The organism is Streptomyces griseicoloratus (genome assembly GCF_014534645.1).
Classification (GTDB): Bacteria; Actinomycetota; Actinomycetes; order Streptomycetales; family Streptomycetaceae; genus Streptomyces; species Streptomyces griseicoloratus.
The window spans coordinates 119,481-138,634 of the sequence record NZ_JACVQF010000218.1 but is presented as its reverse complement, the minus strand read 5'-3'; the positions used below and the strand labels follow the sequence as shown (position 1 = coordinate 138,634).

Genomic DNA, 19,154 nt, shown 5'->3' with positions numbered 1-19,154 from the left:
TCCTGCGCAACCACGACGAGCTGACCCTGGAGATGGTCACCGACGAGGAGCGCGACTACATGTGGGCCGAGTACGCCAAGGACCCGCGCATGCGCGCCAACATCGGCATCCGCCGCCGCCTGGCCCCGCTGCTGGACAACGACCGCAACCAGATCGAGCTGTTCACCGCCCTGCTGCTGTCCCTCCCCGGCTCGCCGATCCTGTACTACGGCGACGAGATCGGCATGGGCGACAACATCTGGCTCGGCGACCGCGACGCGGTGCGCACGCCGATGCAGTGGACCCCCGACCGCAACGCCGGCTTCTCGACCTGCGATCCGGGGCGGCTCTACCTGCCGACGATCATGGACCCGGTCTACGGCTACCAGGTCACCAACGTCGAGGCGTCCATGGCCTCGCCGTCCTCGCTGCTGCACTGGACCCGCCGGATGATCGAGATCCGCAAGCAGAACCCCGCCTTCGGTCTCGGCTCGTACACCGAACTGCCCTCCTCCAACCCCGCGGTGCTGGCCTTCCTGCGCGAGTACGAGGACGACCTGGTGCTGTGCGTGAACAACTTCGCCCGGTTCGCGCAGCCGACCGAGCTGGACCTGCGCGAGTTCGCCGGCCGGCACCCGGTGGAGCTGTTCGGCGGCGTCCGCTTCCCCGCCATCGGCGAACTGCCGTACCTGCTGACCCTCGGGGGCCACGGCTTCTACTGGTTCCGGCTCACCCGAGTCGCATCCCGCATCGGCCGCCGAGTGTGAGCGTGCGCCGAGGAAAGGACGCGTCACCATGCCGAAGACCGCACCCCTGCGCCCCCGACGCACGCAACTCGCCGAGCCCATGGCGTCGCTCGGCGGGCTGCTGCGGGAGTGGCTGCCGCGTCAGCGCTGGTTCGCGGGCAAGGACCGGCCCCTCGCCGACCTCGGCCTGCTGTCGATGACCGAGCTGTTCCCGGGCTGTCTGCACCTGCTGGTCCACACCGGTCCCGGCACCGTGCCCGCACCCGGCGCCACGCTTCCGGGCGGCGACTGCTACCAGCTGCTGCTCGGCGTCCGCAACCAGCCGTCGCCGCGCCTGGGCCGTGCGCTCATCGGCCGGGTGCAGGAGGGCTCACTGGCGGGTCTGACGGTGTACGACGCGCTCCAGGACCCCCGCACGGCCCAGCTGCTCCTGGAACGGCTGCGGCACTCCGGCAAGGCGGGCCCGCTGCGCTTCGGCTGCGACCCGTCGCGGCCGGTGCCCGCGGGACTCGCGCCGCGGCTGCTGGACGCCGAGCAGTCCAACTCCTCGCTGGTGTACGGCGACGAGTTCATCCTGAAGGTGTTCCGGCGCATCCAGCCCGGCGTCAACCCCGACCTGGAGGTGCCGGACGCGCTGGCCCGGCAGGGCTGCGACCGGGTCCCCGCCCCCGTGGCATGGTTCCGCACGACACATCCGTACGAGGCGACGCTGGGGGTGCTGCAGCCGTTCCTGCACGACGCCACCGACGGCTGGACGCTCGCCCTGGACGCGCTGGCCTCGGGAGACGACTTCACCGCGCAGGCCCACGAGCTGGGCCGGGCCACGGCCGACGTGCACGTCGCGCTGGCGTCGGCCTTCCCGGCCGGAGCCCCCGGGGAGAACGGCCGGACGGCGGCGGCGATGACCGAGCGGCTGACCGCCGCCGCGCACTGCGTACCGGCGCTGCGGCCCTTCGTCCCGGGGCTGCGGACCGCGTTCGCCGCCCTGACCACCTGCGACGTCGGGCCGCCCGCCCAGCGCATCCACGGCGACCTGCACCTGGGGCAGGTGCTGCGCGCGGGCCGCGACTGGTTCGTCATCGATTTCGAGGGCGAGCCGTCCCGCCCGCTCGCCGAACGGCGCAGCGCCCACTCCCCCGTGCGGGACATCGCGGGCATGCTGCGCTCCTTCGACTATGCCGCCCGGCAGCGCCGCCCGTGGCGCCCCGAGTGGGCACGCCGCTGCCGGGAGGCCTACTGCGCGGGCTACGCGGCCCGTGCGGGATGGGATCCGCGCAAGAAGCACGGCCTGCTGCGCGCCTACGAGACGGACCGGGCCGTGTACGAGGTGCTGTACGAGGCCCGGCACCGCCCCGACTGGCTTCCCGTACCCATGGCGGCGATCGAACGACTCGCCGTGAGAGGAGACTGACCCGTGGCCCTCCGCGACACCTCGCTCCCCGAGCCGTCCGGCCCCGCCCCTGCTGCCACCCGGCCCTGCGGGACCGCCCCCGCCCTGGACCCGGTCGACCGCGGGCGCCTGCTGGCGGGCGCCCATCACGATCCGCACGCGCTGCTCGGCGCCCATCCGGTGCCCGGCGGCATCGCCTTCCGGGCGCTGCGGCCCTTCGCCCGCGGGGTGAGCGTGCTGGTCGACGGAGAGCGCCACGCGCTCGTCTCGGAGGAGGACGGTCTCTTCTCCGGCGTCCTGCCGCTGGCGGAGATCCCCGCGTACACCCTCGTGGTGACGTACGAGGACGCCGAGTACGAGGTGCACGACCCGTACCGGTTCCTGCCCGCCCTCGGCGAGTTCGACCTGCACCTCATCTCCGAGGGGCGGCACGAGCAGCTGTGGCGGGCGCTCGGGGCGGAGCCGATGACCCACCAGGGCGTGGCCGGCACCCGCTTCACGGTGTGGGCGCCGAACGCCCAGGGCGTCCGGGTCGCCGCGGACTTCACCTTCTGGGACGGCACGGCGTTCCCCATGCGCTCGCTCGGCTCCTCCGGTGTGTGGGAGCTGTTCCTGCCCGGCGTCGGCGAGGGCACCCGGTACAAGTTCGAGATCCACTCCCGCTACGGCCACCGGTTCCTCAAGGCCGACCCGATGGCGCGAAGCGCGGAGGAGCCGCCCGACACGGCGTCCGTCGTGACGGCGTCGCACTACGAGTGGGGCGACGCGGAGTGGATGCGGTCCCGGGCCGCGACGCCGGTGCACGAGGCCCCGTTCTCGGTGTACGAGGTGCACCTGCCGTCCTGGCGGCCGGGGCTGACCTACCGGGAACTCGCCGAGGAGCTCCCCGCGTACGTCAAGGACCTCGGCTTCACCCACGTCGAGCTGATGCCGGTCGCCGAGCACCCCTACGGGCCGTCCTGGGGCTACCAGGTCACCGGCTTCTACGCGCCGACCGCGCGGCTCGGCTCGCCCGACGACTTCCGGTACCTGGTCGACTCGCTCCACCGGGCCGGCATCGGCGTGATCATGGACTGGGTGCCCGCCCACTTCCCGAAGGACGACTGGGCGCTGGCCCGCTTCGACGGGGACCCGCTGTACGAGCCCGGGGACTCCCGGCGCGCGGAGCACCCGGACTGGGGGACCTACACCTTCGACTTCGCCCGTACCGAGGTGCGCAACTTCCTGGTGGCGAACGCCGTGTACTGGTGCGAGGAGTTCCACATCGACGGGCTGCGCGTCGATGCCGTCGCGTCCATGCTCTACCTGGACTACTCGCGCGACTCCGGGCAGTGGGAGCCCAATGTGTACGGAGGCCGGGAGGACCTGGCGGCGATGGCGTTCCTCCAGGAGATGAACGCGACCGTCTACCGCCGCTGCCCGGGCGTGGTGACGATCGCGGAGGAGTCGACCGCGTGGGGCGGGGTGACCCGGCCCACCGACACCGGCGGCCTGGGTTTCGGCTTCAAGTGGAACATGGGCTGGATGCACGACTCCCTGGAGTACGTCGCGCACGAGCCGGTGCACCGCAAGTACCACCACCACGAGATGACCTTCTCGATGGTGTACGCCTACAGCGAGAACTACGTCCTGCCGATCTCCCACGACGAGGTCGTGCACGGCAAGCAGGCGCTGGTGTCGAAGATGCCGGGCGACTGGTGGCAGCGGCGGGCGAACGTGCGGGCGTACCTGGGGTTCATGTGGGCCCATCCCGGCAAGCAGCTGCTGTTCATGGGGCAGGAGTTCGCCCAGGGAGCCGAGTGGTCGGAGAAGCACGGTCCCGAGTGGTGGCTGCTCGACGACGACTACCACTCGGCCGGCGACCACCGCGGTGTGCGGGACCTGGTCCGCGATCTCAATGCCCGCTACCGCGCCACCCCGGCCCTGTGGGAGCGTGACACCGATCCGGCCGGCTTCCGGTGGGTCGCGGTGGACGCCGCCGACGACAACGTGTTCGCGTTCCTGCGGTTCGACAAGGAGGGCGCGCCGCTGCTGGCGGTCTCGAACTTCTCCCCGGTCGTCCGGCACGAGTACCGGCTCGGTGTCCCGGAGGAGGCCGACGCCTGGCGGGAGGTCCTGAACACGGACGCCGCGCAGTATGGCGGCAGCGACGTCACCAACCCCGAACCGGTCAAGCCGGAGGACGGGTGCGTCCGGCTCACGCTGCCTCCGCTGGCCACGGTGTGGCTGATGCCGCTCGCTCCGTGAAGCCCGGCGGGGCGACCAGGTGTCCGACCGGCCCCTGCGGGGCACGCGGGGTCCTACGAGCGGAGAATCCCCGTCGTCGCCGCGCAAGGGCCTCGGAAAGGCGGCATCACGTGCGCACCGTCGGAGTGGAGGAGGAACTCCTCCTGGTGGACCCCGAGACCGGCGAGCCGCGGGCGCTGTCCGCCGCTGTCCTCGCCCGGGCCTCGCAGGACCCCGGCGACCAGGGCGTGTTCGAGAAGGAACTGCACGAGCAGATGCTGGAGTTCGCCACGCATCCGCAGGCGGACATGGCGCGTCTGCACGCGGAGATCGTCCGCTGCCGGGAGGAGGCCGCGCGGCACGCCGGGGAGATCGGCTGTGCCGTCGCGGCGCTCGCCACCTCTCCCCTGCCCGTCAGCCCCGCCGTCGGCGTGAACCGGCGCTACCAGTGGATGGCCGACCAGTACCGGGTCGTCGTCCACGAACAGCTCGTGCTCGGCTGCCATGTACATGTGGCCGTGGAGTCCGACGAGGAGGGCGTCGCCGTCATCGACCGGGTGCGGCCCTGGCTGTCGGTGCTCGCCGCGCTCAGCGCGAACTCGCCGTTCTGGCAGGGGAAGGACTCCGGGTACAGCAGCTATCGCAGCCGGATCTGGCAGCGCTGGCCGTCGGCCGGCCCGACCGAGCTGTTCGGCTCGGCGGAGCGCTACCACCGGCGGGTGGCGGACATGCTCGCCACCGGGACCCTCCTCGACGAGGGAATGATCTACTTCGACGTCCGGCTGTCCCAGCGGTACCCCACGGTGGAGTTCCGGGTGGCCGACGTCTGCCTGCACGCCGAGACCGCCGTCCTCCTGGCCGCCCTCGCCCGTGCCCTGGTGGAGACCGCCGCGCGCGAGTGGCGCGAGGGCCGGGAACCGGCCGGGCACAGCGTGAGCCTGCTGCGCCTCGCCGCGTGGCGGGCGGCCCGGTCCGGGCTGACCAGTGAGCTGCTCCACCCCGCGACCATGCGGCGCATGCCCGCCGAGGCCGTCGTACGGGCCCTGCTGGACCATGCCGGGGAGGCGCTGGCGGCGGACGGCGACCTGGAGCGGGCGCGGGAGTCCGCCGCGCGGCTGCTGCGGCGCGGCAACGGCGCACGGGTGCAGCGCGAGCTGCTGGAGCGCACCGGCAGCCTGCGGGACGTCGTCACCGAGTGCGTACGCCGTACGCAGGCGGCGTGAGGCGCCCGTCCCGTCGGCGTTCGGCGCCATGTCAGAAGATCAGGGCCAGGGCGTACGCCAGGAAGCCGATGGCGACGAGCACCACGAGGGCGAGGATCAGCGTCAGCGGTGCCTTGGCCCAGCCCTTCGGGGGATTGTGCACCTCCCTCGGGCCCGCCTCGGGCAGGCTGCTCTCCGCGGGCGGGGTCTCGCCGGGCGGTACGCCGCCTCCTGGCTCCAGGCCGGGAGTGCGGTCGGGGTCGGGGTCGGGGTTCGTGTAACTCATGCCGTCCGGGTCCCCCGATCGGGCCGGGATCACCGGGTCGGGAGCACTTCTGCCGTCCCGGTCCCCAGCAGCTTGGGCCTCGGCTAGATTCGAGCCCGCCGCTGACGGTGCTCGTCGGCCCGGTCACACCCCGTACACGTCAGGATCAGCGCATGCGCGACCCCGCTCCCGCCGGCCCGGCGGCCCCGTCCCTGACCGGCGGGCTCGCCGACAGCGTCTTCGAGACGGCTGCCCGCACCCCCACCCTGCCCGCGCTCGCCCGCCGCACCGGCCCCGACTCCGCCGTCTGGGAGGAGGTGACGGCCGTGGAGTTCCGCGACCAGGTCGTCGACGTGGCCAAGGGGCTGATCGCCTCCGGGATCTCACCGGGCGAGCGCGTGGCGATCCTGGCCCGCACCCGGTACGAGTGGACGGTGCTGAGCTACGCGCTGTGGACGGTGGGCGCCGAGGTCGTCCCGGTGTACCCGACCTCCTCGCGCGACCAGGTCGAGTGGATCCTGCGGGACGCCGGCTGCGTGGCCGTGGTGGTCGAGGACGAGCAGAGCGTGATGACCGTCGGCTCGGTGTGCGCCTCGCTTCCGGCGCTGCGCCATGTCTGGCAGCTGGACGCGGGCGCCCTGGAGGACCTCGTGGCGCACGGGCGGTCCGTGCCGGACGCCGCTGTCGACTCCATGCGCCGCATCGTGCTGCCCGACTCCACCGCGGCCGTCGCCTACACCTCGGGCACGTCCGGGCGGCCCATGGGCTGCGCACTGAGCCATCGCAACCTGGCCAGTCCCTGCGACACGCTGCTGGCGGGCTGGGGGCACACGGCGGCGCCCCCCGGGGAACAGGGTGCCGTCCTCGCCTTCCTGCCCTTCTCCCATGTGTACGGCCTGATGATCCAGGGGCTGTGCGTCCGCGGCGGTCTGCTCATGGGTCACGAGCCGGCGATGAGCGAGGAGGCGCTGTCGTCGGCCCTGCGCTCCTTCCGGCCCACGTATTTCTACGCCGTCCCCTCGGTGTTCGAGAAGATCTACAAGAACTTCCTCCGCACGGCCCAGCGCGCGGGCCGCGGGGCGCTGTTCGAGCGGGCCGCCGGCACGGCCCGGGACTTCGCCGCGGCGACGGAACGCCGGCGGCTGGGCAGGGGTTCGGGGCCCGGCCTCGACCTGCGGCTCCAGCACGCCCTGTACGAGCGGACGGTGTACCGGCGGCTGCGGGAGGCGCTGGGCGGCCGGGTGCGGCGCGCGACGTCCGGCGGATCGCCGCTGAGCCGTGAGCTGTCCCTCTTCTACGAGGGCATCGGCGTCTACGTCCACGACGGCTACGGCCTGACGGAGACCGGCGGCGGGCTGACGATGCAGCCCCTGGGCCGGGAGAAGTCCGGCACCGTCGGGCAGCCGCTGCCGGGCTCGGAGGTCCGGATCGCCGACGACGGGGAGATCCTGGTGCGCGGACCGTCGGTGTTCCAGGGCTACGTCGGTGACGGGGAGGCCACCCGGAGGGTGCTGCGCGGCGGCTGGCTGGCCACCGGGGACCTCGGGTACCTGGACGACGAGGGCTATCTGGCGATCACCGGCCGCAAGAAGGACGTCATCATCACCAGCGGCGGCAAGAGCGTCGCACCGGCCGCCCTGGAGCAGCGGCTGCGGATGCATCCGCTCGTCCACCAGGCGGTGGTGGTCGGTGACAACCGGCCCTGTGTCGGCGCCCTGATCACGCTGGACCCGGAGTTCCTGACGCACTGGCGGGCGGGCCTGGCCCTGCAGGGCGACGCGCCGGTCCGCGAGGCACGCGAGGAGAACGCCCTGCGGGAGGAGATCGGACGGGCGGTCGCCGCGGCCAACAGTGCCGTGTCGCGGTCCGAGTCCATCCGGGTCTTCCGGGTCCTGCCGGAGCCCTTCGACGTGGCGGGCGGGCTGCTGACGCCCTCGATGAAGCTGCGGCGCGACGAGATCGTCCGGACCTACGCGTTCGAGATCGACGCGATGTACGAGGCCCGCTCGCGCCGGCGGCCGCGGAGCCTGCCGGACGATCCGGCCGGCTGGGAGGAGTCGGACAACGTGTTCCTCCGGTGAGCGGGCGGCTGCCGGGAGCCCGGAGCGGGACGCGCGTAGGCTGCGCCGGCTCGGGAACTAACAAACGAAGGGGGCGCAGGGAAAGGGACGACCGCCCGGCTGGCGCCGGGCCCGGGAAGGCGAAATGGCAGCCGAGTCGCGTTGGGACAGGACACTGGCTTCCGAGGAGATCACGAGCCGCACCGCCAGCTTCGCCGGGGAGCTGCACAATGTGACCGGTGCACGCCTCGTCGCGGAGGAATTCCTCTACGACCTGGCCCGGGTGTCACCGCCGTCGGCCCCCGAGCACTGGGACGACATCCTCCTGGTCGTCACGGAACTGGCCGCCAACGCGGTGCAGTACGCGCCGGGCCCCTTCCAGCTCCGCCTGCGCCGGACCTTCGACGGTGTGCACGTGGTCATGCACGACACCAGTACGACCGAGCCCGCACCGCGCCCCTTCCAGCCGAGCAGCGGCGGTGGCGGCATCGGCTGGCATCTGATCCACACGCTGTCCGACCAGGTGAGCGTCGTCAGCGGCGAGCAGGGCAAGGACATCCACGTCTTCCTGCCCTGGTGACCGTGCTCGTGGGGCGTCCCCCCAGGTGTGCCGGGCGGTTTCGCGGGTACGCGCGCCGCGGTGGGACCCGTCCGGGGGTGAAAGCCCCGGCCGTCAGCACTGTTGGAGGTATTCGTGCCCATTGCCCAGAACCCGCTGTCCGTCGAGGTGACGCTGCCCCGGGAGGACGTCGCGCTGCTCACGGTGGAGGGATACCTGGACGTCGACACCGCGACCGAGTTCCAGCACCACCTGGCCAACCAGCTCCACCACGGCAGGCGGCACTTCCTGCTGGACATGTCCGCGGTGCCGTTCATGGACTCCTCCGGCATGAACATCATCCTCCGCGTCTACCAGGAGGTGCGCGACCTGCCCGGCAGCGTCCACGTCATCTCCCCCGCCCCGGCGGTGCAGCGGATCCTGGACCTGACGGGCGTCAGCATCACGGTGCCGGTCTCGTGGAGCGTCGACGAGGCGCTCGCCCTCGTCGACGGACAGCAGGCGGAAACCGAGGGGGAAGCCGGCGCCTGAAGCGTCGTCCCGCCCGTGCGGCCCGGCGCGGCGCGACGCCCGGTTCCTTCCGGACCGGTGCGTTCCGCGCCGGGCCGGGGCATGGTGGGGTCGGGCACTGTCGCCTGCCTGCCGCTCCCGGCTCGCCAAAACCTCGGTGGCGGGGTGGGATCGAGGAGGTGCGAAGCAGCGGTCCGGGGGCAGGCGAACGGCGTTCGCGGCACACTGCCCGCAGCCGCAGAAAGGGATGAACACCGTGACACGACCCAGGATCCTTGTGGTCGGCGCAGGTTTCGCCGGCGTGGAGTGCGTCCGCCGTCTGGAGAGGAAACTCGCCCCCGGCGAGGCCGACGTCACGCTGGTGACGCCGTTCGCCTATCAGCTCTACCTCCCGCTGCTGCCCCAGGTCGCCTCCGGCGTGCTGACGCCCCAGTCGATCGCGCTCTCGCTGCGCCGCAGCCGGAAGTACCGCACCCGGATCATCCCGGGCGGCGCCATCGGCGTGGACCTCAAGGCCAAGGTCTGCGTCATCCGCACCATCACCGACCAGATCGTGAACGAGTCGTACGACTACATCGTGCTGGCGCCCGGCAGCATCACCCGCACCTTCGACATCCCCGGCCTCACCGACCATGCGTTCGGCATGAAGACGCTCGCGGAGGCCGCCTACATCCGCGACCACGTCATCTCGCAGCTCGACCTCGCCGACGCCAGCCAGGACCCGGCCGAGCGCGCCTCCCGGCTGCAGTTCGTGGTGGTCGGCGGCGGCTACGCGGGCACCGAGACCGCGGCCTGTCTGCAGCGCCTCACGCACGCCGCCGTCAAGCGCTACCCGCGCCTGGACCCGGGCCTGATCAAGTGGCACCTGATCGACATCGCCCCGAAGCTCATGCCCGAGCTGGGCGACAAGCTCGGGCGCGCCGCCCAGGAGGTGCTGCGCCGGCGCGGCATCGAGATCTCCCTCGGCGTCTCCATCGAGAAGGCCGGCCCGGAGGAGGTCACCTTCACCGACGGCCGGGTGGTGCCCACCCGCACGCTCATCTGGACCGCGGGCGTGGTCGCCAGCCCGCTGATCGCGACGCTGGGCGCGGAGACGGTCAAGGGACGGCTCGCGGTCACCGCCGAGATGTGCCTGCCGGGCCACGACGGGGTGTTCGCGCTGGGCGACTCCGCCGCCGTCCCGGACCTGGCCAAGGGGCAGGAGGGCGCCGTCTGCCCGCCCACCGCGCAGCACGCCATGCGGCAGGGCAGGCAGGTCGCCGAGAACATCATCGCCACCCTGCACAACCAGCCGATGCGGCCGTACGTCCACAAGGACCTGGGCCTCGTCGTCGACCTGGGCGGCACCGACGCGGTCTCCAAGCCGCTCGGCATCGAACTGCACGGCCTGCCCGCCCAGGCGGTCGCCCGCGGGTACCACTGGTCGGCGCTGCGCACCGGCGTGGCCAAGGCCCGGGTCCTGACGAACTGGATGCTCAACGCGGTCGCCGGCGACGATTTCGTGCGCACCGGTTTCCAGGCCCGCAAGCCGGCCAAGCTGAAGGACTTCGAGTACACCGACGCCTATCTGACACCGGAGCAGGTGCGGGAGCGCATCGGGGAAGGCGGCCGGGCGGGGTCGTGACCCGGCGGCGGGGATCCGCTGACGGCATGACATGCTGAGAAGTGGATCTCGGTGCGGACGGGTGCGAAACGGGAGAGTGTACGGCGGCGTGAAGGCGGCGAGGCGCCCGGTGCGGACACGGCTGCGGGACCGCGTCGCCGCGTCCGACCCGGGTCTGCTCCGGCTCACCGCGGGCCTGCGGACCGTGGGCGCCATCGCCCTCGCGCTGGCCGTGCTCGCCGTGCTCGGGGCCGGCGTCACCCATCTGGTCGCGGGCGCCATGGCGGCGATGGTCGCCACCTTCGCCATCCGGGAGAAGCAGCCCGCCGCCCAGGCGGTCACCCTCGCCCTGGGCCTGCCCGTGGCGCTGGCGTCGGTGTCGCTGAGCGCGCTGCTGCGCCCGCACGTCGTTCTCGGTGACGCCTTCTTCGTCGTCCTCATCTTCTGCGCCGTCTACGGCCGGCGCTTCGGCGACCGCGGCACCGCCCTGGGGCTGATCGGTTTCCAGACCTACTTCCTCACCCTCTTCGTCGGCGCCGAGGTCTCGGCACTGCCGCAGCTGTGGGGCGCCATCACCGTCGCGTTCCTGTGCAGCGCGGTGGTGCGGTTCGCGATCGTCCCGGCGACACCGGCGGGCATCCTGCAGCGGCTGCGCCAGGCGTTCCGCGCCCGGCTGGCGCAGCTGATCTCGGCGCAGATCGAGCTGCTGGACGCCGGGCCGGGCGACGTCGACAGGGTGATGGAGCACCTGCGCGACGGCACCGCCCGCCTGCACGAGACGGCCCTGATGATCCAGTCCCGGCTGGAGGAGGGCACGCCCGACGAGTCCACGGCCCGGCTGGTGCAGCGCCGCGTCGCGGACGCCGAGATCGCCGCCGAGCGGCTGGGCCTGCTGCTGCTGACCGCGCGCAGCACCGAGCGGGCGGACACCCTGACGCTGCATCTGCCGGGTGCGCCGGCACCCTCGATGGAGCGCGCGGACTCACCGGACGAGACCACGGCGATGCTGCGCCGCGATCTCGGGGCGCTGCGCGCGCTCATGCTGCGGCCGCCCGCCGAGGCCCGCGGCACCGCGCTGTCCCATGTGCGCAACCGGCTCCTCGGCTACCGCGACGAGGAGAACCTGCCGCGGACGACGGCCGCCCTCCAGGACGTCTTCCGGGGCGTCGGTGAGGCCGCGCGCGCGGTCATGGGGCTGCGGATGGCCCTGGACGGGCCCCAGGACGAGTCGGCCGACACGCCGGCGACGGCCCGCTCGCGCGAGGAGCTGGACGCGGAGGACGCGGCCATCGACGCGGGTGAGGAGGTCAGGCCGGAGGAGGAGCTCACCGGGCTGCGCCGGCCCACGACGCGCGCCGCGGTCCAGGTGGCCGTGGGGTCCTCGCTCGCCATCGTCGGCGGGGAGTTCCTGTCCTCGCAGCGCTGGTACTGGGCGGTGCTGACCTGCTGGATCGTCTTCCTCAACACCGCCTCCACCGGCGAGATCCTGGTCAAGGGCTACCGCCGGCTGCTGGGCACCGTGTTCGGCGTGGTTGCCGGGATCGTGCTGGCCGGCCTGGTCGGGAACCACACGTGGACGGCGTTCGGGCTGGTGCTGCTGCTGATCTTCGCGATGTTCTACACGGCGCCGCTGTCGTACACGCTGATGTCGTTCTTCGTCACCGCGATGCTCGGGCTGCTGTACACCCTGCTGCACACGTACAGCCTGTCGGTGCTGCTGCTGCGCGTGGAGGAGACGGCGCTGGGCGCGGCCTGCGGGATCATCGCGGCGGCGCTGGTGCTGCCGATCCGCACCGACCGGCGTACGAACGAGCTCCTGGGCACCGTGCTGGAGCGGCTGGTCGACGTCACCGAGGGCGCCGTCGACCAGCTCAGCGGCGGGCCCGCGGCGGACCTGCTGGACACGGCGCGCGACCTGGACCAGGCGCTGGGCGACCTGCGCGGGGCCACCCAGCCGCTCACCCATCCGATCACGCCGCTGCGGGCCCGGCGGAACACGGCCCGGTACGTCGTGGCGCTGCTGGAGACATGCGCCTACCACGCGCGTTCCCTGGCCGCGACGGCCGAGCTGCTGCCCACCCACCCGTCGATCGCGGCCGACCCGCGGCTGCGCGGGGCGGTGCGGCGCACGGTGCGCAACATCGAGGCGATCGCCGCCCACGTCGCCGACGAGCACGCCCAAGTCGAGGTGGAGACCGGGCCGAGCATCGCATCGCTGCTGGAGCCCGGTGCGGAGGGGACGTCGCGGTACGGCCGCATCACCGGGCGGGTGCTGCGGCACCTGGAGCGCCTGGACGAGGCGGTGGTCGGCCTCGCCCGGCCGCTCGGCGTGCCCGTCGCGGCCCCGAAGCGGTGACGGACGGGGCGGGGTGCGTGCCGCGGATGGTCAGAAGTCGGTGGGCATGCCGCTCGCCTCGGCGATGCCGCGCAGTTCCTCGTTCTGCCGGTGGCGTTCCTTGAGGTAGTCGGCGATCTCGCCGAGGCGTTCGGGGTCGGAGGCGGTGACCGCGTCCGTCACGACCCGCACGGGGCCGGTCTCCTCGGTGCTGATCTCGACGACCTCGTTGTCCAGCCGGCCGGTGACGGCGGTGGCGATGACCAGTGCGGCCTCGTCTCTGATCTCCTGGGGGAGCTCTTCGGCACTGGCGCCGTCCAGGGAGAAGTCGATGGTGGGCATCTGGTGTTCGTCGATCGCCTGCAGGACCGGTTCGACCACGCTGAGCAGCAGCCGGTAGTCCTCGGTGTCCATGCGGATGCGCAGGAGGTCGAGGTAGACGTCCACGGGACGGCCGTTCGGCTCCGGAATCTCGTGTTCGTTCATCCGCCCCGTGTTCCCCGTGCGGAGTGAGTCAGACCTGTGCGGGCCGGGAGCCACGGTGATCCGGTGGTGCGCCGGCCGGGGAAGCGGACGATGCCGTGTCCGTCCCGGGGCACGTCCGGCCTGCCGGAAGGTGCCCGCCGGCCACCGCCCGGCGGGCACCTTGCCGGCTCCGGCCGTGACGTCCCGGTCCGGTGGGCCGCGTCCCGGGCGGTGGGTCCCGCCGGGGTCGCGCGCCGGGCTCAGGCCGTCGTCCGGCGGCCGCCCGGCCGGCGGCCCGCCCGCTGTCCCAGCGCCTCGTCGCGCACACGGGCGCAGCTGCGGCTGATGAGCCGGGAGACGTGCATCTGCGAGATGCCCAGGCGGTCGGCTATGCGGCTCTGTGTCATGTCTTCGAAGAAGCGCATGTACAGGATGGCGCGCTCGCGTTCGGGCAGGCGGCGCAGGCCCTCCTTGGCGGATTCCCGGTCGATCACGACGTCGTACGAGGCGTCCGCCGCGCCCAGGGTGTCGGCGAGGCTGTATCCGTCGTCGCCCGCGGAGAGTTCGGCGTCCAGCGACAGGGTGCTGAAGCTCTCCAGCGCCTCCATCCCGGCGTTGACGTCCTCCTCGCTGAGCCCGGTGTGGGCGGCGATGGCGGCGACCGAGGGCTCGGGGCTGCCCGGGCTCTGGGTGAGTTCGCGGCGCGCCACGCGCACCTTGTTGCGCAGTTCCTGGACCCGGCGGGGCACCCGCAGGGCCCACATCCGGTCCCGGAAGTGCCGCTTGACCTCGCCGGTGATGGTGGGCACGGCGTAGCTCTCGAAGGCTCCGCGCCCGGGGTCGAACCGGTCGATGGCCTTCACCAGGCCGAGCGCCGCCACCTGGCGCAGGTCCTCGATGGACTCCCCGCGGTCGCGGAACCGTCCGGCGATCCGGTGGGCCATCGGCAGCCAGGCCGTGACCAGCTCGTCGCGGACGGCGTCCCGCTCGGGCCCGTCCTCCAGGGCGGCCAGCCGGCCGAAGAGGGCCGCGGTGTCGGGGGCGTCGTCGTGGCGGCGCCGGGCCGGCGCGGCCGAGGCGGGGGTGGGGGTGGCGTCTGCGGCGGGGGTGGCGGCGGGCTCGGGGGTACCGGGACGGATGGTGGGCGTTTCTATGAGCATGCGGATTCGCTCCTGAACGGTGGTCTCAGGGGACTGTCCGCGGGAACGTCGCCGCCCGGATCATCCGGAGGGCCCGAAGCAGCCATGACGCTCCCGCTGCTGCGCCTCCGGTCCGAAGCACGAGACTGCGACTGCCCCGGCCTCGGGGGAACAAACGCCGCGCGCCGAAATGTCCTCAGGACAGCGCAACGACCGCGGTGATGCGTTTGCCGCCGGCGGGCAGGTCGCGCACGTGTACGTCCCGTGCCAGCCGGCAGACGATCGGCCAGCCCCGGCCGCCCACCCGTCGGCGTCCTCGGGGGGCGGCCGGCGGCACGGCCACGGGCAGCCGGTCGCTGCGGTCGCTGACGGAGACGCGGACCGCGGGCCCGATGACGTCGACCCGGAAGTCGGTGACGCCGCCGCCGTGCAGGATGGCGTTGGTGGTCAGTTCCGAGGCGACGAGCACGGCGTCCGAGAGGGCGGCCGCGTCGCACCGGGTGCGGCCGGCGCGGCAGCACTCGGTGACCACGCGTTCGACCGTCCGGCGCGCCTCGGCGGGCCCGCACGGCCGCGGTGGCGCGGCCGTGTCCGCGCGGGGTTTGTCGACGGCGGATTCGGGCGGGTGCTCGGCGCACATCCGTCAGCTCCCTGGTCGATACGGAGGGCCGGATCCGGTCTCGCCCGCGCACGGACGCCGTGGGGCCCTGTCGTCCGGCTGACCTCTCCGCGCACCCTCAAACCCGGGGCTCTCGGTACGGTCCCGCGGCCATTCCGGCGCCGTGTGGGGGTAGGCGGAGTGCATGAGCGATGTTGTGGACTCGGACGAACTGCTGCGCCGTATGCACCGGGCCCGTGCCTGCGCGGTGGAGGAGGAGCGGAGGTGGCGGGCGCACGGGGAGGAGCTGCGGGCGACCGACCCGGACGGGGCGCTCGAGGCCGCCGTACGGACGATGGCGTACGAGGCCGTGCTGCGGGTGCTGGACGAGGTGCTGACCCCCGGGCGGGCGCGCCGCGCGGAGCCGGCCGTCGCGCGGCTGGACGGATTGACGGGGACCGGGGCCGGGAAACCGGGTCGGCATGAAGACCGACCACACCCGCGCACCGGTTCTGGAGGCCCTCGTCGACTACCGCCGTGAGGGACGGTTGTCGTTCACCCCGCCGGGGCACAAGCAGGCCCGCGGCACCGATCCCGCCGTGCGCGAGGTGCTGGGCGACGCCGTGTTCCTCGGTGACGTCCTGGCGACCGGCGGGCTCGACGACCGGCTCACCGGGGGCCGTGTGCTCCAGCGCGCCCAGGAGCTGATGGCCGACGCCGTGCACGCGGACCACACGTTCTTCTCCACGTGCGGCAGTTCCCTGTCGGTCAAGGCGGCGATGCTGGCCGTCGCGGGGCCGCACGAACGGCTGCTGATCGGCCGGGACGCCCACAAGTCCGTGGTGGCGGGGCTGATCCTGTCCGGCATCGAGCCGGTCTGGGTGGAGCCGCGGTGGGACGCCGAGCGGCATCTGGCCCATCCCCCGTCCGCCGGGGAGTTCGAGCAGGCTTTCGCCGCGCATCCCGACGCCAAGGGGGCGCTGGTCACCAGTCCGACGCCGTACGGGGCCGGTGCCGACCTGCGGGGGATCGCCGAGGTGTGTCACCGGCGGTCGGTCCCGCTGATCGTCGACGAGGCGTGGGGCGCGCACCTGCCCTTCCACCCCGATCTGCCGTCGTGGGCCATGGACTCGGGCGCCGACATCTGTGTGACGAGCATCCACAAGATGGGCAGCGGCCTGGAGCAGGGCTCCGTCTTCCATCTGCGGGGCGATCTGGTGCCGCCGCAGCTGCTCGGCATGCGGGCCGACCTGCTGGGGACGACCAGCCCGTCGGCGCTGATCTTCGCGGGCCTCGACGGCTGGCGCCGGCAGATGGCGCTGCGCGGGCGGGAGATCATGGGCGCCGCGCTGGATCTCGCGGCCGGCGTCCGCGCGGCCGTCGAGGAGATCGACGGGATGCACGTCAACGACCGGGAGGACTTCTGCGGTCCGGGCATGGCCCATGATTTCGATCCACTGCCCGTCGTCGTCGACGTCCACGGCCTCGGCATCACCGGTTTCCAGGCGGCCGACTGGCTGCGTGCGCACCGCGGCGTGGTCGCGCATCTGACCGACCACCGCCGGATCGGAGCGCAGATCACCCACGGCGACGACCGGGAGACCGCCGGAGAGCTGCTCGCCGCGCTCAGGGACCTCGCCCGGGCGGCGCCCGGCCTGGGTCCCGCGCCGACCGTGGCGGTCCCGTCGCCGTCCGACCTGCGGATGGCGCAGGTGCGGCTGCCCCGGGACGCGTTCTTCGGGCCGGCCGAGGACGTGCCGCTCGACGAGGCCGCCGGACGCGTCGCCGCGGAGATGATCACGCCGTACCCGCCCGGCATCCCGGCCGTCCTGCCGGGCGAGCGGCTGACCGAACCGGTCCTGCGGTATCTGAGCAGCGGCCTGGCCGCCGGGATGTACCTGCCGGACCCGAGCGACCCGGAGCTGGCCACGGTCAGGGTCGTCGCGCGTGGGGCGGGGTGACGGTCCAGTGAAACGGGTCACGTACACCGGTCGCGGGTTCGCGGAACCACCCCGAGATGGTTTAGCGTTCACTCATACGTGGCGACGGAGTCGACCGGAGTCCTCCGACGTCACCGCTTACGGCCCTGGCTGGCTTCCCCCGTCCAGCCAGGGCTTTTTCACGCCCTCCCCGCAACGCGCGGAATCCGCCGCGGAACCGGCACCGAATCCGCCGTCCGCCGAGGTGCCCAGGGCGCCCGCAGCGGCTGAAATGGGCGTAGGGAAAGCACCGGAACCGAATCGCCGGCGAGGGAGCCCCGCGTCATGACGAAAGCGATCAAACTGCTCACCGCCCTTCCCCCGGACCAGCGGCGGCGTCTGACGGCGCTCGCCCGCGAGGTCTCCTTCCCGGAGGACACCCGGATCTTCGAGGCGGGAGGCAGGGCCGACCGCTTCTGGGTCATCCGGTCCGGCGCGGTCTCCCTGACCCAGCAGGTGACGTCCCTGCAGCGGGTCACGGTCGCCAGCCTCGGCGCCGGCGACCTGCTCGGCTGGTCCTGGCTGTTCCCGCCGTACGAGTGGGACTTCGGCGCCGAGGCGTTCAGTCCGGTGCGCGCCTACGAGTTCGACGCCTCGGCGGTGCTCGCCCTGTGCGAGGAGGACCCGCAGCTCGGCATCGTGCTGGTGCGGACCGTCGCCGAGATCCTCGCGCACCGGCTGGAGACGACCCGCGGCCGGCTCATGGAGACCTACGCGCCGCACCGGCACGGTTCCCTGTGAGGCGTCAGACGCGGTAGCGGCGCAGCGCCGGGACGGCGGCGGCGAGCGCCAGCATCACCACGACGACGAGCAGCCCGCCGCCCGCCACCGCCGTACGCGGGCCGAAGGCGGAGCCCGCGCCGCCGTGCAGGGCGTCGGCCAGCCGCGGACCGCCGGCGACGACGACCGTGAACACGCCCTGCATGCGGCCGCGCATCTCGTCGGTCGCGGCGGAGAGCAGGATCGCCCCGCGGAACACCATGGAGACCATGTCGGCGACCCCGGCGACGGCCAGGAAGGCCACCGCGAGCCACAGGCTGTCGCTGAGGCCGAAGCCGGCGACGGCCGCGCCCCAGACGACGACCGCGCCGATCACCATCCAGCCGTGCCGGCGGGCCCGGGAGAACGTGCCCGAGAAGAGCCCGCCGGCCACCGCGCCGACGGGGATCGCCGCGAACAGCAGGCCGAGGGCGAGACCCTCGCCGTAGGGCGCGTAGGTCTCGGCGGCGAGTTGCGGGAACAGGGCGCGGGGCATGCCGAGGACCATGGCGACGATGTCGGCCAGGAAGGAGAGCAGCAGTACGGTGTGCCCGGCGATGTAGCGGAAGCCGGCCACCACCTCCCGCACGCCCGCGCGCCGGGGCGCCGTGTCCGCCCGCGGCGGCAGGGCGGGCAGCCGGTACACCGCCCACACGGTGACGCACAGGGCCAGGGCGTCGATGAGGTACAGCTCGGGCAGTCCGATCAGCGGGATGAGCGCACCGGCGAGCAGCGGGCCGACCACCTGGCCGGTCTGCATGACGGTGGAGCCGAGCGCGTTCGCGGCCGGCAGTTCGTCCTCGGGGACCAGGCGGGCGATGGAGGCGCTGCGGGCCGGGGCGTTCAGTCCCCAGAAGGCCTGCTGGACGGCGAGCAGGACCATCAGCGCCCCCACCGACTCCAGCCCGGTGACGGCCTGCGCCCAGAACAGGAGCGAGGTGACGGCTATGCCGGTGTTGGTGATCAGCAGCAGCTTGCGGCGGTCCAACGTGTCGGCGACCGCTCCGCCCCACAGGGCGAAGACGATCAGCGGCAGCAGACCGGCGAGGCTCGCGGCGCCGACCCAGGCCGAGGAGCCGGTGATGTCGTAGATCTGCTTGGGCACGGCCACGGCGGTGAGCTGGCTGCCGACGGCGGTGACGACGGTGGAGGACCACAGCCGGCGGTAGGCCGGGCGGCGCAGGGGGCGGGTGTCCATCGCCCAGCGGCGCCATCCGCGCCGCCGGGCCCGCGCCGGGACCGGGGCCTCCGCCTGGGGTTCGGTGCTGCTCTCGCTGGTGTCCACGCGCTTCCTAGGTGCTCGGTACATCTTTCGGCTGCGGGCTTCAGTCTCGCAGCC

The 19,154-nt window shown here is 73.1% G+C and carries 16 protein-coding genes and 1 pseudogene; 12 read left to right on the top strand and 5 right to left on the bottom strand.

The annotated features are described in order from the left end of the window. From H0H10_RS27515 to H0H10_RS27500, 4 genes are all read left to right on the top strand, one after another. On the top strand, nucleotides 1–746 hold a 746-nt coding region (locus H0H10_RS27515), incomplete at its 5' end, for an alpha-glucosidase C-terminal domain-containing protein (RefSeq protein WP_188183827.1). A gap of 28 nt (nucleotides 747–774) precedes the next feature. Then, complete coding sequence (locus H0H10_RS27510; RefSeq protein ID WP_188183826.1) at nucleotides 775–2,136, top strand: maltokinase N-terminal cap-like domain-containing protein; 1,362 nt, start codon at nucleotides 775–777, stop codon at nucleotides 2,134–2,136. A 3-nt stretch (nucleotides 2,137–2,139) separates the two neighbouring features. Next, entirely contained in the window at nucleotides 2,140–4,362 is a 2,223-nt protein-coding gene (gene glgB, locus H0H10_RS27505) for a 1,4-alpha-glucan branching enzyme (protein WP_188183825.1), read from the top strand. Between the two features lie 110 nt (nucleotides 4,363–4,472). Then, nucleotides 4,473–5,564, top strand: coding sequence for a glutamate--cysteine ligase 2 (locus H0H10_RS27500; protein ID WP_188183824.1), 1,092 nt, complete (start codon nucleotides 4,473–4,475; stop codon nucleotides 5,562–5,564). 31 nt (nucleotides 5,565–5,595) lie between these two features. On the opposite strand, the gene H0H10_RS27495 is transcribed toward H0H10_RS27500, so the two are convergent. After that, nucleotides 5,596–5,829 carry a DUF6480 family protein gene (locus H0H10_RS27495; RefSeq protein ID WP_188183823.1) on the bottom strand — a complete coding sequence of 78 codons (234 nt, stop codon included), beginning with the start codon at nucleotides 5,827–5,829 and terminating at the stop codon, nucleotides 5,596–5,598. Between the two features lie 152 nt (nucleotides 5,830–5,981). Between H0H10_RS27495 and H0H10_RS27490 the strand changes: the two genes are divergently transcribed. The 5 genes from H0H10_RS27490 (at nucleotide 5,982) to H0H10_RS27470 (ending at nucleotide 12,896) form a co-directional block, all read left to right on the top strand. Beyond that, on the top strand, nucleotides 5,982–7,889 hold the full coding sequence (locus tag H0H10_RS27490) for an AMP-dependent synthetase/ligase (protein ID WP_188183822.1): 1,908 nt from the start codon (nucleotides 5,982–5,984) through the stop codon (nucleotides 7,887–7,889). Nucleotides 7,890–8,013: 124 nt separating this feature from the next. Then, nucleotides 8,014–8,448, top strand: a complete 435-nt coding sequence (locus H0H10_RS27485) for an ATP-binding protein (RefSeq protein WP_188183821.1) — start codon at nucleotides 8,014–8,016, stop codon at nucleotides 8,446–8,448. 114 nt (nucleotides 8,449–8,562) lie between these two features. After that, entirely contained in the window at nucleotides 8,563–8,958 is a 396-nt protein-coding gene (locus H0H10_RS27480; protein ID WP_188183820.1) for an STAS domain-containing protein, read from the top strand. Nucleotides 8,959–9,184: 226 nt separating this feature from the next. Beyond that, complete coding sequence (locus H0H10_RS27475; RefSeq protein WP_188183819.1) at nucleotides 9,185–10,561, top strand: NAD(P)/FAD-dependent oxidoreductase; 1,377 nt, start codon at nucleotides 9,185–9,187, stop codon at nucleotides 10,559–10,561. A gap of 88 nt (nucleotides 10,562–10,649) precedes the next feature. Continuing rightward, nucleotides 10,650–12,896, top strand: coding sequence for an FUSC family protein (locus H0H10_RS27470; protein WP_188183818.1), 2,247 nt, complete (start codon nucleotides 10,650–10,652; stop codon nucleotides 12,894–12,896). Between the two features lie 30 nt (nucleotides 12,897–12,926). Here the strand turns inward: H0H10_RS27470 and H0H10_RS27465 are convergent, their stop codons facing one another. From H0H10_RS27465 to H0H10_RS27455, 3 genes are all read right to left on the bottom strand, one after another. After that, nucleotides 12,927–13,361, bottom strand: a complete 435-nt coding sequence (locus H0H10_RS27465) for a hypothetical protein (RefSeq protein WP_188183817.1) — start codon at nucleotides 13,359–13,361, stop codon at nucleotides 12,927–12,929. A 239-nt stretch (nucleotides 13,362–13,600) separates the two neighbouring features. Continuing rightward, a complete protein-coding gene (locus H0H10_RS27460) occupies nucleotides 13,601–14,500 on the bottom strand; it encodes a SigB/SigF/SigG family RNA polymerase sigma factor (protein ID WP_188183816.1) in 900 nt (299 codons plus the stop codon). A 175-nt stretch (nucleotides 14,501–14,675) separates the two neighbouring features. Then, the gene (locus tag H0H10_RS27455; protein ID WP_188183815.1) at nucleotides 14,676–15,119 is read right to left on the bottom strand and encodes an ATP-binding protein; all 444 of its coding nucleotides are present in this window, start codon (nucleotides 15,117–15,119) and stop codon (nucleotides 14,676–14,678) included. 163 nt (nucleotides 15,120–15,282) lie between these two features. Between H0H10_RS27455 and H0H10_RS27450 the strand changes: the two are divergent. From H0H10_RS27450 to H0H10_RS27440, 3 genes and pseudogenes are all read left to right on the top strand, one after another. Further along, nucleotides 15,283–15,495 (top strand): annotated as a pseudogene (locus H0H10_RS27450) (hypothetical protein); the annotation flags it as partial. 64 nt (nucleotides 15,496–15,559) lie between these two features. Next, complete coding sequence (locus H0H10_RS27445) at nucleotides 15,560–17,038, top strand: aminotransferase class I/II-fold pyridoxal phosphate-dependent enzyme (protein WP_188183814.1); 1,479 nt, start codon at nucleotides 15,560–15,562, stop codon at nucleotides 17,036–17,038. Nucleotides 17,039–17,341: 303 nt separating this feature from the next. After that, a complete protein-coding gene (locus H0H10_RS27440) occupies nucleotides 17,342–17,797 on the top strand; it encodes a cyclic nucleotide-binding domain-containing protein (protein ID WP_188183813.1) in 456 nt (151 codons plus the stop codon). A 4-nt stretch (nucleotides 17,798–17,801) separates the two neighbouring features. On the opposite strand, the gene H0H10_RS27435 is transcribed toward H0H10_RS27440, so the two are convergent. Then, nucleotides 17,802–19,100, bottom strand: coding sequence for an MFS transporter (locus tag H0H10_RS27435; protein WP_188183812.1), 1,299 nt, complete (start codon nucleotides 19,098–19,100; stop codon nucleotides 17,802–17,804). Nucleotides 19,101–19,154: the final 54 nt, after the last annotated feature.

Bases quoted from the DNA above. Each gene is read 5' to 3' on its own strand.
- H0H10_RS27510 (WP_188183826.1), top strand. From the start codon at position 775: ATGCCGAAGACCGCACCCCTGCGCCCCCGACGCACGCAACTCGCCGAG.
- H0H10_RS27485 (WP_188183821.1), top strand. From the start codon at position 8,014: ATGGCAGCCGAGTCGCGTTGGGACAGGACACTGGCTTCCGAGGAGATC.
- H0H10_RS27455 (WP_188183815.1), bottom strand. From the start codon at position 15,119: ATGTGCGCCGAGCACCCGCCCGAATCCGCCGTCGACAAACCCCGCGCG.
- H0H10_RS27475 (WP_188183819.1), top strand. From the start codon at position 9,185: ATGAACACCGTGACACGACCCAGGATCCTTGTGGTCGGCGCAGGTTTC.
- H0H10_RS27460 (WP_188183816.1), bottom strand. From the start codon at position 14,500: ATGCTCATAGAAACGCCCACCATCCGTCCCGGTACCCCCGAGCCCGCC.
- H0H10_RS27440 (WP_188183813.1), top strand. From the start codon at position 17,342: ATGACGAAAGCGATCAAACTGCTCACCGCCCTTCCCCCGGACCAGCGG.
- H0H10_RS27490 (WP_188183822.1), top strand. From the start codon at position 5,982: ATGCGCGACCCCGCTCCCGCCGGCCCGGCGGCCCCGTCCCTGACCGGC.
- H0H10_RS27445 (WP_188183814.1), top strand. From the start codon at position 15,560: ATGAAGACCGACCACACCCGCGCACCGGTTCTGGAGGCCCTCGTCGAC.
- H0H10_RS27495 (WP_188183823.1), bottom strand. From the start codon at position 5,829: ATGAGTTACACGAACCCCGACCCCGACCCCGACCGCACTCCCGGCCTG.
- H0H10_RS27465 (WP_188183817.1), bottom strand. From the start codon at position 13,361: ATGAACGAACACGAGATTCCGGAGCCGAACGGCCGTCCCGTGGACGTC.